The organism is Pseudomonas sp. SWRI51, assembly GCF_014268825.1.
Taxonomy (GTDB): domain Bacteria; phylum Pseudomonadota; class Gammaproteobacteria; order Pseudomonadales; family Pseudomonadaceae; genus Aquipseudomonas; species Aquipseudomonas farsensis.
This window is the reverse complement of the sequence record NZ_JABWRG010000052.1, coordinates 18863-33180: the sequence shown is the minus strand read 5'-3', so window position 1 is coordinate 33180 and position 14318 is coordinate 18863. Positions and strand designations below refer to the sequence as shown.

Sequence of the window (14318 nt, the reverse complement as noted above, 5' to 3'; positions counted from 1 at the left end):
CTTCGCAGCCCTTTCGCGACACAAGGCCGCTCCTACACAATCAAAAGCGACTTGCCCGAAACCATAGAATCTCCCACAGGGATCTCGGCCAGCCCTCAATATTGCGGCGATACGCGGTTTCTGTGGAAGCTGGCGCCAGCCTGCGATGAGGCTGGAACAGGCTTGCGCAAAGCATGGGGGTGAGGAGTGCCTGCCCTACTGCAAATGCTCAGGCTTGATCGGGTCGCCGGACTTCACATCCAGCTTGGCGCGGATATCCTCGAACATGGCGTCGTACAATTTGTGCGGCGAACCCAGGCTTTCGAACTTCTTGCCTTCGGGCAGGTAGGACTGAGCCTTGCGCGTGGTAATGCTGAGAAAGCTCGGCAACACCTGGTCCTTGGTCAGGAAGAACTTCTCATCCACCGGCTTGCCTTCGATGCTGCCATGCATGCGGAACTCGATGCCGCGGCCTTCCCTGGGGTCTTGGCCTACTTCGTAATTGATGTTGAGCTCGTAGCTGTAGTCGTTGCTGTTCAGCGCTGTGCGCATGATATGGACATGACCAGGTTGGAACTGCGCCACGGTGAAATCCTCCGCAAAGTGTGAAAACGGCCGGCGCCAGGCACCGGCCAACTGCATTCAACGGTAGCTGATCCCCGGCTGGGCCGTAGACACCCGCGTGCCGGCAGTGCCTTTGACGATAGCCTCGATGTTCTCCAGCGAGCTGATCACCGCGACTTTGCCGGTGTGGCGCGCAAAGTCGCACGCAGCCTGTACCTTCGGCCCCATGGAACCTGCGGCAAAGCCGAGTTTTTCCAGCTCGTCGGGGTGAGCCTGGGCGATGGCCTTTTGTGTCGGCTTGCCAAAATCAATGTAGGCGGCATCCACGTCGGTGGCGATTATCAAAAGGTCGGCTTCCAGTTGCTCGGCCAGCAGAGCTGAGCACAGGTCCTTGTCGATCACCGCCTCGATGCCCTTGAGCTTGCGGTTCTCGTCGTACATGGTCGGAATGCCACCACCGCCTGCGCAAATCACGATGCTGCTTTTTTCCAGCAGCCACTTGATCGGGCGGATTTCGAAAATGCGCTTGGGTTTGGGGCTGGCGACCACACGCCGGTACTTGTCACCGTCTGGCTTGACCACCCAGCCCTTTTCCTTGGCCAGGCGTTCGGCTTCGTCCTTGCTGTAGACCGGGCCGATGAACTTGGTCGGGTCCTGGAATGCCGGGTCGTTGGCGTCGACCTCGACCTGGGTGAGCAGGGTGGCGAACGGCACTTCGAAGTCGAGCAGGTTGCCGAGTTCCTGTTCGATCATGTAGCCGATCATGCCTTCGGTTTCGGCGCCGAGCACGTCCAGCGGGTAGGCCTCATCGGGCTTGTAGGCCATGCCCTGCAGCGACAGCAGGCCCACTTGCGGGCCGTTGCCGTGGGCGATGACCAGCTCGTTGCCGGCATGGATTTTTGCGATCCGCTCGGCGGCGGTGCGGATATTGCTGCGCTGGTTGTCGGCGGTCATCGGCTCGCCGCGACGCAGCAGGGCGTTACCGCCCAAAGCAACCACGATACGCATGGGGAAGTCCTTCAGTGGGGCTGTGGGGCGGTTCCGTGGGTGCGGGCTTGCCCCGCCATGGCGTCGCAGCAGCGGACGCTATCGCGCGGCAGGCCCGCTCCCACAAGGAACCTGCCTTTGGCGTTACAGATCAGCCAGGGTCGACACCAGGATCGCCTTGATCGTATGCATGCGGTTTTCTGCCTGCTCGAAGGCGATGCAGGCGGGCGACTCGAACACGTCGTCGGTGACTTCGATGCCGTTGGCCAAGTGCGGATACTGTTCGGCGATCTGTTTGCCCACCTTGGTATCGCTGTTATGGAACGCCGGCAGGCAATGCATGAACTTGCTGCGCGGGTTGCCCGTGGCTTTCATCAGCTCCTTGTTGACCTGGTAGGGCAGCAGTTGCTGAATGCGCTCGCCCCACGCCTCGACCGGCTCGCCCATCGACACCCAGACATCGGTGTGCACAAAGTCCACCCCCTTGACCGCCGCTTTCGGGTCTTCAGTCAGGGTGATGCGCGCGCCGCTTTCTTCGGCGTACTTGTGGCAGCGTTCGACCAGGTCGTCATGGGGCCACAGCGCCTTGGGGGCGGCGATGCGCACGTCCATGCCCAGCTTGGCGCCGATCAACAGCAGCGAGTTGCCCATGTTGTTGCGTGCATCGCCCAGGTAGGCGTAGCTGATGTCGTGCAGCGGCTTGTCGCTGTTTTCACGCATGGTCAGCACGTCGGCGATCATTTGCGTGGGGTGATACTCGTCGGTCAGGCCGTTGAATACCGGCACCCCGGCGAACTTGGCCAGCTCCTCGACGATTTCCTGCTTGAAGCCGCGATACTCGATGGCGTCATACATGCGCCCAAGTACCCGGGCGGTGTCCTTCATGCTTTCTTTGTGGCCGATCTGCGAGGAATTGGGGTCGATATAGGTGACATTGGCGCCTTGGTCGTAGGCCGCCACCTCGAACGCGCAGCGGGTACGGGTGGAGGTTTTTTCAAAGATCAGGGCAATGTTGTTGCCCTTCAGGTGTTGCTGCTCGGTGCCGGTGTACTTGGCACGCTTGAGGTCGCGCGACAGGTCCAGCAGGTAACGCAGCTCGCGGGTGGTGTGGTGTTCGAGGCTGAGCAGGTTACGGTTATGGATGTTGAACGCCATGATGATTCTCCTTAGGTTCGGTAATCGCCAGGCCGGCGCCGGGTGGGCGCCCGCCTGGGTCAGTGGACGTTAGTAATCGATAGGGTCGCGTACGATTGGGCAGGTCATGCAGTGGCCGCCGCCACGGCCCCGGCCGAGTTCGCCGGCACTGATGGTGATGACCTCGATCCCGGCCTTGCGCAGCAGGGTGTTGGTGTAGGTGTTGCGGTCGTAGCCGATGACCACGCCCGGTTCCAGGGCCACCACGTTGTTGCCGTCATCCCACTGCTCGCGCTCGGCGGCAAAGCTGTTGCCGCCGGTCTCGACCACGCGCAGCTTGACGCCCAACTGCTCGCCCACCACCTCGATGAACGACTTGTTGATACGCCGCACATCCATGCCGTACGGCTTGGTTTCGTCCGGGCGAATGATGAACGGCACGATCTCGCTGACCACTTCCGGGAAGACCGTCACCAGGTCGCGGTCGCAGAAGCTGAACACGGTGTCCAGGTGCATCGCCGCACGGGATTTGGGCAGCCCGGCGACGATCACTTCCTTGACCGCGCCTTTCTCGAACAGGCTCTGCGCCAACTGGCCGATGGCCTGGCGCGAGGTGCGCTCGCCCATGCCGATCAGCACGATGCCGTTGCCGATCGGCATGACGTCACCGCCTTCGAGGGTGGCATTGCCGTGCTGCTTGTCCGGGTCGCCGTACCACACCTGGAAGTCGGCGCCGGTGAACTCGGGGTGGAACTTGTAGATGGCGGTGGTCAGCAGGGTTTCCTGGCGTCGCGCCGGCCAGTACATGGGGTTCAGGGTGACACCGCCGTAGATCCAGCAGGTGGTGTCACGGGTGAACTGGGTGTTGGGCAGTGGCGGCAGGATGAAACTTGAGTGGCCGAGGTAGTCGTTGTACATCTTGACCACATCGGCGCCTTCGCTCTGCGGCAGGTCCTGGCCGGCGACACCGCCAATCAGGAACTCAGCCAGGTGGCGTGGCTCCAGGCCTTCGAGCCAACTGCGGACTTCGCTGGTCAAGCCCAGGCCGACGGTGTCTGCGGTGATCTTGCGGTCCAGAATCCACTTCAGCGCTTCGGGCTGGCGGACGATGTCGGTGAGCAGGTTGTGCATCTCCAGCACATCGACGCCGCGCTCGCGCATCTTGGTAACGAAGTCGAAGTGGTCGCGCTTGGCCTGGTCGACCCAGATCACATCGTCGAACAACAGTTCGTCGCAGTTGCTCGGGGTCAGGCGCTTGTGCGCAAGGCCCGGGGAGCACACCATCACTTTGCGCAGTTTGCCGGCCTCGGAGTGGACGCCGTATTTCTGTTTCTCAGTGGACATGGTCTATTCCTCCAGTAAAGGGGTCACAAGGTCAGGAAGCCGTCGTAGAGCCCGTAGGCGGCTACCAGCGCGCCGATTACCACGGCGGCGAAAATGAGCTTTTCAAGGCTGGTGAAGATCGGCTGGCCCATCTCGTGCTTGGCCTTGGCGAACAGGATCGCGCCAGGGGCGTACAGCAGCGCCGACAGCAGCAGGTACTTCACGCCGCCCGCATACAGCAGCCAGATGGCGTACACCAGGGCGATGCCGCCGATGATCAGGTCCTTCTTGCGCTCGGCCAGGGCCTGTTCGTAGGTCTCGTTGCGCCAGGCGAGCAACACCGCGTAGGCCGCCGACCACAGGTAAGGCACCAGGATCATCGAGGTGGCGAGGTAGATCAGCGACAGGTAGGTGCTGTTGGAGAACAGCGTGATCACCAGGAAGATCTGCACCATGGCGTTGGTCAGCCACAGGGCGTTGGCCGGCACCTGGTTCGCGTTCTCGCGGCGCAGGAACTCCGGCATGGTGTGGTCCTTGGCGGCGGCGAACATGATCTCGGCGCACAGCAGCACCCACGACAGCAGCGCCCCCAGCAGCGAGATGATCAGCCCCACGCTGATCAGCACCGCGCCCCAGTGGCCGACCACATGCTCAAGCACGGCGGCCATCGACGGGTTCTGCAGCTTGGCCAGTTCTGGCTGGGTCATCACCCCCAGCGACAGCACGTTCACCAGCACCAGGAACAGCAGCACGGTGACGAAACCGATCACCGTCGCCTTGCCGACATCGGCGCGTTTTTCGGCGCGTGAAGAGAAGATGCTTGCGCCTTCGATGCCGATGAACACCCACACGGTGACCAGCATCATGTTGCGCACCTGGTCCATCACACTGCCCAGCTCCGGCGTGCCGACGGCCCAGATGTCGGCGGTGAAGATGTCGAGCCGGAAGGCAAACAGGCAGATCAGCGCGAACAGCGCCAGCGGCACCACTTTGGCCACGGTGGTGACCAGGTTGATGAACGCTGCTTCCTTGATGCCGCGCAGCACCAGAAAATGCACCGCCCATAGCAGCACCGAGGCGCCGATTACCGCTGCTGGGGTATTGCCTTCACCGAACACCGGGAAGAAATAGCCCAAGGTGCTGAACAACAGCACGAAGTAGCCGACGTTGCCCAGCCAGGCGCTGATCCAGTAGCCCCAGGCTGAGGAAAAGCCCATGTAGTCACCGAACCCGGCCTTGGCGTAGGCGTACACCCCGCCGTCCAGGTCAGGCTTGCGATTGGCCAGGGTCTGGAACACGAAGGCGAGGGTGAGCATGCCGACTGCGGTGATGGCCCAACCGATCAAGACAGCACCGACGCCTGCACTGGCCGCCATGTTTTGCGGCAGCGAGAAGATGCCGCCACCGATCATCGAGCCGACGACAAGTGCAACCAGTGCACCCAGTTTGAGTTTTCCGGGAGAATCAGACATTTATTGACTCCGTGCCAGGAGAAAGTTGACATCAGATTAAATCTGACGCCTTTACCATTCGCTGATTTAGATCAGGTCATGCCCACATGAAGGTACGGAAAAATCCTTCATGCGACTCCTGGAGGATGCCGACAGCTCTGCTGCAGGCCTTGTGCGCTGGCACCTCCATGTCTTTCCAAAGCAAACGCTCCGTTTCACCTGCGAACTTTCAAACTAGTCGCTTTTGCCTGTTTCGCAAATTTTTCACTTAAAAACGCGGTGGACTGCGCAAGACCAACATTTATCGGCTAAAAACTCGTTAATTACCGCGGTTTTGATAGACGCTGCGGCTATCAATACACCCGGTTTGATTGCCATTGGCGCTTGTTATCGAGCCGTTAGTTAACGTGCTGTTTCAGCGTTATTACAAATAGGCCTCAAGGAGGCGCAATGAGCGAACCCGGACATAAACTGCGCCTTGGTGCACTGATCGCGCTGGTGGTCGGCTCGATGATCGGTGGCGGCATCTTCTCGTTGCCGCAAAACATGGCTGCGCGTGCGGATGTGGGCGCGGTGCTGATCGGTTGGAGCATCACTGCCGTTGGCATGCTGGCGCTGGCGTTCGTGTTCCAGACCCTGGCCAACCGCAAGCCCGAACTGGACTCGGGGGTGTATGCCTACGCCAAGGCCGGGTTTGGCGACTACATGGGGTTCTCGTCGGCCTGGGGTTACTGGATCAGCGCCTGGATGGGCAATGTCGGGTACTTTGTGCTGTTGTTCAGCACCTTGGGTTTCTACTTTCCGGCTTTTGGCGAGGGCAACACGCCACTGGCCATCGGCTGCGCCTCGCTGCTGTTGTGGGCGGTGCACTTTCTGGTGCTGCGCGGCATCAAGGAGGCCGCGTTCATCAACCAGGTGACCACGGTGGCCAAGGTGCTGCCGTTACTGTTGTTCATCGTCATTGCCGCGTTTGCTTTCCGCGCCGATATCTTCACCCGCGATATCTGGGGCTTGAGCAACCCGCAGTTCGGCAGCGTGCTGGAGCAGGTGCGCAACATGATGCTGGTGACAGTCTTCGTGTTCATCGGCATCGAAGGCGCCAGCGTCTATTCAGGCCGGGCGCTGCGCCGCTCGGATGTCGGCAAGGCGACGGTGCTGGGGTTCCTCGGGGTGCTGGCGCTGCTGGTGCTGGTCAACGTGCTGTCGCTTGGGGTGATGACCCAGCCTGAGCTTGCCGGGTTGGCGAACCCGTCGCTGGCCTCGGTGCTTGAGCATATCGTCGGGCCGTGGGGGGCGTTGCTGATCAGCATTGGGCTGGCGGTTTCGTTGCTTGGGGCACTGCTGTCGTGGGCGTTGCTTTGCGCTGAAATTCTGTTCGCTACCGCCCGCGACCGCACCATGCCGCGTTTTCTGGCCCGCGAGAACGCCAACCACGTACCGGCCAACGCACTATGGCTGACCAACAGCATGATCCAGGTGTTTCTGCTGATTACCTTGGTGTCGGCAGGCACCTATACCAGCCTGATCTACCTGGCGTCATCGATGATTCTGGTGCCGTATTTCTGGTCGGCGGCCTATGCGGTGTTGCTGGCGCTGCGCGGTGAAAGCTATGCCGGCCAGCCAGGTTTGCGCCGCAAGGACCTGCTGGTGGGGCTGGTTGCGTTGCTGTACGCGGTGTGGCTGCTGTATGCAGGCGGGCTCAAGTACGTCTTGCTGTCGGCGTTGTTGTACGCGCCTGGGGTGATCCTGTTTGCCCGGGCCAGGCATGAGCAGGGGCAGCGTTTGTTTACCGGGTGGGAAAAGCTGATTTTCGCCCTGGTGCTTGCCGGTGCCGGGGTGGCGGCATATGCGTTGTATAGCGGAGTGCTGAGCCTATAAGCAGGCTATTTGCCAGCGGCTTGGTCGATGCCTGTGGGGGTGGGTAGTTGTTCCGGGCGCGACCAGATCCACAGGTTACCCAGGGCCATACCGCCGATTGCCAGATACACCGGCCAGCGCAGGCCAAGCACAACCAGCATGATGCCGGCGCACAGCAGCATGCTCAGGGTGGCGCTGACCTTGGCCCGGCGCTTGATCACCTTGCCATTGCGCCAGTTGTAGATGATCGGCCCGAACAACCGGTGGTTCTCCAGCCACGCCGACAGGCGCGGGGAGCTACGTGTGGCGGCCCAGGCGGCCAGCAGAATGAACTCGGTGGTCGGCAAACCAGGCACGACAATGGCCACCAAGCCGATGCCCAGGCTCACATAGGCCAGGATCGCGTAGAGCAGGCGGGACAGTTTCGAGCGGGCTATTCGGGTCATGGTCTCACTGCAACAGTGCGGCCCCCGCTGGGGGCCCGGGTAAAGCGTGTCAGGCCAGCGCGGCGTCTGCGGCGTAAGCCGCTTTGAGTAGTTCGGTGAAACGTTCGAAGGCGGCGACGGCGCCCCGTTCGGCGGCGGCGTCTTCTTCGGCCGACAGCTCCAGGCTGTCGAGAATACGGGTGAACTGTTTCCAGCCTTCAGCGCGGCCACCGGCCGGCTCACCGAGGTGACGGGCGCCGAACGTATCGGACAGCTCCAGCGCCACGGCGCGTTTGATCAAAAACGCGGCGCCCAGTTTGGAGCCTTCGGAGACGAAGATCCAGCCCAGCGCTTCACCCAGGCTTGGGCTGTGCAAGGCACCGGGGTGTGCGGTGGGCACTTCGGTGCCGAGGTCGGCGAGGTCCAGGCGGGCCTGATCGGCGCGGCAGCGCGCAGCCAGGTCCGGGACGATGGCGATCAGTTGCGGGGCGGTGTACAGCGCTTGCAGCTCGGACTGGAACAGGTACTGGGCGACGACAAAGCGGGCGAAGCTTTCGCGGCTGTCGAAAGGCTTGTGCGACTTCACCAGCGCATCCAGCTCGGTGTGCGGGGCGTGGGTCACCTGGTTGAGGCGTTGCGAGCGCAGGGTTGGGCGATCGGTCATGGGTAATCCTTGATTGATAGGGCGTCTAGTGACAAGACGAAGCAGCGGGTCAGGGACAGTAAAAAAACCGCCGGCAAAACCGGCGCGAGCCCGGCGATTCTTGATGGTGCGCACATCCTGGGGCCGCTTCGCGACACACAGGGCATGTCAGCGGGGATTTTCCTGTGGGAGATCCTATGGTTCTGTGCAAGCCTGCACCGGCCTCATCGCAGGCTGTCGCCAGCTCCCACAGGATCTGGGCAAGGCCTCAATACTGCGGCTGCGCGCGATCTCGGTGGGAGCTGGCGACAGCCTGCGATGAGGCCGGTGCAGGTTTGCAAAGAGCAGATGTAGGTCAGATATCCCACACCACATTGACGGCGAAGTTGCGCCCCGGCATGGTCAGGCGATCAAGGTTGGCCGGTTGGGTCACCGAGGCTTCACCCTGGGCGTCGTAGCCGCGCACGTCATCCCACTGCCAGTATTTCTTGTCGGTCAGGTTGTACAGGCCGGCATTGACGGTGACGTCGTCAGTGACCTTGTAGAAACCGCTCAGGTCGAGCACGCCGTAGCCCGGTGTGCGGAACCGCTTGCTGCTGCCGTCCGGGGCGAAGAAGCTGGTGTCGTCCACGCGGTCCTTGCGCTTGACCAGGGTCCAGCTCAGCAGGCCGCCGTAAGTCTGCTGTTCATAGCCCAGGCCGATCACGGCGGTCAGCGGGTTGACGCTGTTCAGCGGCTCGCCGCTATCGTCGTTGCGGCCCTGGGCGTAGGCCACCGAGCCTTGGGTGTACAGGCCCGGCAGCGCGCCGAAGTGCTCGAGGTTGAGGCGGCCCTTGGCCTCGGCGCCCTTGATGGTGGCGTGCTTGATGTTGCTGGCCTGGAACTCGGAGGTCAGGTCGGAGGCCTTGACCGCGTCCTCGTTGATGAAGTCGCGGTACTTGTTATAGAACACTGCCACATCGAAGTTGCCTGCCTCGAAGTTGCCGCGCAGGCCGGTCTCGTAGCTCTTGCTCTTTTCCGGCTCAAGGTTCGGGTTGGGCACAACGCTGTACCCCAGGGTCGTGTTCTCGAAGCGGCCGTACATAGACTTGGCGGTCGGCGTGCGGAAGCCTTCGGCATAGGAGCCGTACCAGGTGTAGTGGTCGTTGAACGCGTAGGTCACGCCGAACTTGGGTGACAAGCGGTGCCATTTCTTCGCGGAATCATCGAAATCGGTGGCGCCCGTGGCCAGGCCGGCTTGCACGCCTAGCAGGAATTCGTCGGTCATTTCCGGTTTCAGGTGGGTGTAGTCATAGCGGGCACCGGGCAGGAAGGTCCAGTTGTTCCAGCGGATTTCATCTTGGGCAAACAGGCTGTAGGTGTTGATGGTCGGGGCGGGGAAATCACTGACCGGTGCCTGGCTGTCGCGGGGCAGGACCTGGCCGATGGCAGTGCACAGCCCGCCGACGTTCAGGCAGGTGCCGGTGCCCTGGCGCAGGCCGGTGACTTTCTCGTGCTTGAGGGTGGTGCCGTAAGTCAGCAGGTGATCGGTGGCGCCAATGCTGAAGGCCTTGTCGAACTGGGCGTCGAGTACCCACTGGCGGTCTTTGTAGGTGGTCTGACGGTCGCGGAACATCTGCCGCCCGCCAGTGAAATACAGTTCCTCGGTGCGCTGATCGGTCTTGGCGATCTGGTAGTTCAGGCTCCACTTCATATGGTCGGCCAGCAGGCTGTCGAGGCCGAACTCCTGGTTGATACCCAGCCGCTCGCGGGTGATGGTGTCGCTGCCCTGGCGCATGCGGTACGAGTTGAAAGCAGGGAAGCCAGGAACGAACGGCCCGCCCACGGCGTTGAGCAGGTTCTGGTCGCGGTCGTCTTTGTAGTGCTCGTAAGTTAGCCCCAGGCGCGCGTCATCGGCGTAGTTCCAGCCGAGCTTGGCCAGCACGTTGGTGGTGCGCGCATCGGCCGGGTTGGCCGCGGTGCGCTCAAGGCCGGTGCCGCCGCGTTCACCATAGGACTCGGTCTCATGGCCCTTACGTTGGCTCAGGTGCAGCAAACCGTCGAAGTCGCCTTGGCGGCCGGCAACGGTGGCCGAGGTCAGCCAGCTTTCGTCGGCCGAGCTGTAGCCGGTTTTCAGGCGCGCACCGACATCCTTGCCGGGCTTGATGATGTCCTCCGGGTCGAGGGTGAAGTAGCTGACGGCGCCGCCGATGGCATTGCTGCCGTACAGCACCGAAGCCGGGCCGCGCAGAATCTCCACGCGCTTGATGATCTCGGGGTCGACATAGTTGCGCTGTGTCTGGGCGTAAGGGCCGTAGAAGAAACTGTCAGGAATCGACACCCCATCGACCTGGGTGAGAATGCGTTCACCGTCGATACCGCGAATGTTGTAGCCGTTCAGGCCGCTGCGCTGGCCGACGCCACCCACCGACACGCCCGGTTCGTAGCGCACCAGTTGCTTGATGGAATTGACGTTCTGCCGGTCGAGCTGTTCGCGGCCCTGAACGCTGACGGTGCTTGGCACCTGGCTGACGTCCTGGGCACTGCGGGTGGCGCTGACGGTCATCTGTTGCAGGGCGATGACGTTGCCTGCCGTCTGACGCTCCAGCACCACATTGCCGTTGCCGATCTTGCGGTAGCCAAGGCCCGTGCCTTGCAACAGGCGCTGTAGTGCCGCTTCCGGCGTGAGCGCGCCGCGTACGCCCGGCGACGCTACTCCGTCGGCCAGCTCGGCGCTGAAGCCGACCTGCCAACCGGTCACCGCGCTGAACGCATTGACTGCCGACACCAGCGGCTGTTGGGCAATGGCGAAGCGGTAGTCGCCCATTCGCGGGCTGTTGGCCTGGGCGGGTTCGGCTGCTGCCGCGGGCAGGCTGCCAGCGGCGCTGGCGAGCAGCGCCAGGGTTAACAGCGAAAGCTGGCCGCAACGGGCAGTAATAGACGGGCGGGTTGGACCTGAGGACATCGAAAGCGCTCCCTGTCACGCAAGGTTATAGGCGTTGGTTGTTCCCGAATTCGAGGTTTCGAACGAGAATCAGTCGTATTGGCTATAACGAGACGGGCGGGGCGTGTTGATCGCGTAAAAAAACTTTGGGTCAGTTGAGAATGACCAGTGCGGGGTATTCGTGCAGCTGCGCCGAGGTGATGTGGGCGAGGGCGCGCAGGGTTTGCAGCGGCTGGTCGAGGCGGTAGTTGCCGGTGACGGCCACCTGTTCCAGTTGGGCGTTGCGGTTGATGATCCAGCCGGGGTAGTAGCGCTGCAGTTCAGCCAGCACCTGGCTCAGCGGGCAGTTCTCGAACACCAGCCGGCCATCGACCCAGGCCAGTTCCTGGCGCAGGTCCGGGCGCTGGCGCGGGCCGAAGCCCTGGGGGCCGACGCTGATGCTGTCGCCGGCACTGAGGCGGATGCGTTGGTCGGTGCTGCCTTGCAGGTCGACATCGCCACGCTGCACCCGCACCTGGGCTTCGCCGTCCAGGTAACGCACGGCAAAGTCGGTGTCGCTCACACGTGCGCGCAAGGGGCCAGCTTGCACTTCCAGCGGCGGCTGGCCATTGCCGGTCACTTCGAAATACGCCTCGCCTTGCAGCAACCGTGCAACCGGACGGGCGCCGTGCAGATCGCTGGCAAACGCCGAGTTGGTGTTGAGCAGCACGTTGACGCTGTCGCCCAGTTGCAGGCGCTGGCGCTCGCCGACCACGGTGAGATGGTCGGCCTGCAGGCGCACCGGCAGGTTGCCGAAGGTGAACAGCCCGACCAGCAACAAGGCGGCGGTGGCCAGCGGTTTCCAGTGGCGGCGTACGCGCCTGCCGAGCGAGCGGCGGCGGTTGTTGTGCAGCTCTACTGCAGCCTGGCGCATAGGCGCGCCGTTCCACAGCGCTTCGGCCTCGACATAGGCTTCGGCGTTTTGCGGCTCTGCGCCCAGCCAATGCTCGAAGGCTTCGGTGTCCTGCTCGCTGGCGCACTGCAGGCGGATCAGCCAGTCCATCGCCTGTTCGCGGGCACGGGCGCGGGCTTGCGGCTCGGCAGGTGTCGGGCGAGAGGAGGGCTGGTCAGTCACGGGGAGTCCTTGGGCAGCATGTGCTGCGCATGATCAGTGCAGGCCCTGCGTATGGCAAGGCCTTTGCGGCGCGCGCGGGTCACTGGTGACGGTTGGCAACGCCCATGCAGATGGCCATGATCAGTTTCAATTCCTTCTGGACGGTGCTGGCCGAAACCTTCAACTGTTCGGCAATTTCCAGGTAGCTGGCGCCGTGCAGGCGGCTCTGGATGAAAATCTGCTGCTGGCGTTCGCTCAACTGGCCGAGGCTGATGCTCAGGTGCTTGAGCAGTTGTTCGGCCGCAGCGGCGTCTTCGCTGCTGCCCGCCGGGGCGGCGACGTTGTGCAGCACCTGCTCGGGTAGGTCATCGACCAGCAAGCGTGCCTGCACCCGGCGGGCGCGCAGGTGGTCCAGCGCGAGGTTGCGCGCGGTCTGGAAAACGAAAGGTTCGAGGTGCTCGATGGGGCGCTCGCCCAAGGCGCGGGTGACCCGCAGATAGGTTTCCTGCAGCAGATCCTCGGCGGTGCTCGGGTTGCCCACCATACGTTGCAGGGTGCGCAACAGGCTGAGGCGCTGGGTGAGGAACACTGAATTGAAGCGAGACTGACTCACGGGGAAACCTGACCGTCCGGGGTTAATGATAATGCTTATCATCCGTAGGTGCGGTCAAGCGGGAATATGTCACAAAGGGATAATGGTTAAAGCACTCCGCGGGTTCTGGGTGCGCAGTTATGTGCAGAGCTGTTCCGGCCTCATCGCAGGCTATCGCCAGCTCCCACAAAGACCGCGCACCACTACAATATCGAGGCCTGACGCGGATTCCTGTGGGAGCTGGCGACAGCCTGCGATGAGGCCAGGACAGCTCTCGATTACCTGGCCTGGAACAACGCCAGGCAGTTGTCGAGCATGCGGTTGGAGAAGCCCCACTCGTTGTCATACCAGGCCAGCACCTTGAGCATGCGCCCGTTGGCCTTGGTGTGGTTGGCATCGAAGATCGACGACAACGGGTTGTGGTTGAAGTCGCAAGACACCAGCGGCAGCGTGTTGTAGCCCAGCACACGGGAATGCCGGCTGGCTTCGAGCATCACCTGATTGACCTCTTCGGCGCTCGCCTCGCGCTTGAGGTTCACCGTCAAATCCACCAGCGACACATTGATCACCGGGACCCGCACCGCCATGCCGGTGAGTTTGCCTGCCAGCTCCGGCAGCACCAGGCCCACCGCCTCGGCAGCGCCGGTCTTGCTCGGGATCATCGACTGGGTGGCAGAGCGCGCCCGGTACGGGTCGCCGTGGTACACATCCGTCAGCACCTGGTCGTTGGTGTAGGCATGAATGGTGGTCATCAAGCCTTGCTCGATGCCGAACTCGCGGTGCAGCACCTGGGCCACCGGGGCCAGGCAGTTGGTGGTGCACGAGGCATTGGAAATAACCTGGTGGCTGGCGCGCAGCACGTCGTGGTTGACGCCGTACACCACCGTGGCATCGGCGCCCTTGGCCGGCGCGCTGATGATCACCTTGCCGGCCCCGGCGCTGATGTGCGCGGCGGCCTTGGCGCGGTCGGTGAACAAGCCGGTGCACTCGAATACCACATCGATACCCAGGGCTTTCCAGGGCAGCTCTGCCGGGTTGCGGATGGCACTGACGGCAATGCGGTCACTGTTGACGGTGATGCTTTCATGGTCGGCTTCAACGTTTGCATCGAAAATGCCGTGGACGCTGTCGTACTTGAGCAGGTGGGCGTTCATCGTGCTGTCGCCCAGGTCGTTGATGGCGACGACCTGCAGGTCCTGGCGATAGCCTTGCGTGTAGAGTGCGCGCAGGACATTGCGCCCGATGCGGCCGAATCCATTGATGGCGATGCGAAGGGTCATGGCGTTACCTCTGGCAGTCGGGTGAAGCCTATGGCACAAAGAGCAGCTTCACTGAAACGGTTTTGTT

At 62.5% G+C, this 14318-nt stretch carries 13 protein-coding genes; 2 read left to right on the top strand and 11 right to left on the bottom strand.

Features of this window, described 5'->3' with window-relative positions; translation table 11 throughout:
- On the top strand, nucleotides 1-183 hold a 183-nt coding region (locus tag HU720_RS24370), incomplete at its 5' end, for a hypothetical protein (protein ID WP_238337706.1).
- 12 nt (nucleotides 184-195) lie between these two features.
- On the opposite strand, the gene HU720_RS15680 is transcribed toward HU720_RS24370, so the two are convergent.
- The 5 genes from HU720_RS15680 to arcD (HU720_RS15660) form a co-directional block, all read right to left on the bottom strand.
- Nucleotides 196-564, bottom strand: a complete 369-nt coding sequence (locus HU720_RS15680; protein WP_186520848.1) for a DUF5064 family protein — start codon at nucleotides 562-564, stop codon at nucleotides 196-198.
- A 57-nt stretch (nucleotides 565-621) separates the two neighbouring features.
- Nucleotides 622-1551: a carbamate kinase gene (gene arcC / locus HU720_RS15675; RefSeq protein WP_186520847.1), complete on the bottom strand. Its 930-nt coding sequence runs from the start codon at nucleotides 1549-1551 to the stop codon at nucleotides 622-624.
- 123 nt (nucleotides 1552-1674) lie between these two features.
- A complete protein-coding gene (locus HU720_RS15670) occupies nucleotides 1675-2685 on the bottom strand; it encodes an ornithine carbamoyltransferase (RefSeq protein ID WP_186520846.1) in 1011 nt (336 codons plus the stop codon).
- A 69-nt stretch (nucleotides 2686-2754) separates the two neighbouring features.
- Entirely contained in the window at nucleotides 2755-4008 is a 1254-nt protein-coding gene (arcA, locus tag HU720_RS15665; RefSeq protein ID WP_186520845.1) for an arginine deiminase, read from the bottom strand.
- Between the two features lie 23 nt (nucleotides 4009-4031).
- Nucleotides 4032-5459: an arginine-ornithine antiporter gene (arcD, locus tag HU720_RS15660; RefSeq protein ID WP_186520844.1), complete on the bottom strand. Its 1428-nt coding sequence runs from the start codon at nucleotides 5457-5459 to the stop codon at nucleotides 4032-4034.
- A 429-nt stretch (nucleotides 5460-5888) separates the two neighbouring features.
- On the opposite strand from arcD (HU720_RS15660), the gene arcD (HU720_RS15655) reads away from it, so the two are divergent.
- A complete protein-coding gene (gene arcD, locus HU720_RS15655) occupies nucleotides 5889-7316 on the top strand; it encodes an arginine-ornithine antiporter (RefSeq protein WP_186520843.1) in 1428 nt (475 codons plus the stop codon).
- 5 nt (nucleotides 7317-7321) lie between these two features.
- On the opposite strand, the gene HU720_RS15650 is transcribed toward arcD (HU720_RS15655), so the two are convergent.
- From HU720_RS15650 to gap, 6 genes are all read right to left on the bottom strand, one after another.
- A complete protein-coding gene (locus HU720_RS15650) occupies nucleotides 7322-7741 on the bottom strand; it encodes a YbaN family protein (RefSeq protein WP_186520842.1) in 420 nt (139 codons plus the stop codon).
- A 49-nt stretch (nucleotides 7742-7790) separates the two neighbouring features.
- The gene (locus HU720_RS15645) at nucleotides 7791-8384 is read right to left on the bottom strand and encodes a biliverdin-producing heme oxygenase (RefSeq protein ID WP_186520841.1); all 594 of its coding nucleotides are present in this window, start codon (nucleotides 8382-8384) and stop codon (nucleotides 7791-7793) included.
- Nucleotides 8385-8718: 334 nt separating this feature from the next.
- A complete protein-coding gene (locus HU720_RS15640) occupies nucleotides 8719-11307 on the bottom strand; it encodes a TonB-dependent receptor (RefSeq protein WP_186520840.1) in 2589 nt (862 codons plus the stop codon).
- 130 nt (nucleotides 11308-11437) lie between these two features.
- The gene (locus HU720_RS15635; protein ID WP_186520839.1) at nucleotides 11438-12400 is read right to left on the bottom strand and encodes a FecR domain-containing protein; all 963 of its coding nucleotides are present in this window, start codon (nucleotides 12398-12400) and stop codon (nucleotides 11438-11440) included.
- 79 nt (nucleotides 12401-12479) lie between these two features.
- Nucleotides 12480-12992, bottom strand: a complete 513-nt coding sequence (locus tag HU720_RS15630; RefSeq protein WP_186520838.1) for an RNA polymerase sigma factor — start codon at nucleotides 12990-12992, stop codon at nucleotides 12480-12482.
- Nucleotides 12993-13249: 257 nt separating this feature from the next.
- On the bottom strand, nucleotides 13250-14251 hold the full coding sequence (gene gap, locus HU720_RS15625) for a type I glyceraldehyde-3-phosphate dehydrogenase (protein ID WP_186520837.1): 1002 nt from the start codon (nucleotides 14249-14251) through the stop codon (nucleotides 13250-13252).
- Between the last annotated feature and the right edge of the window lie 67 nt (nucleotides 14252-14318).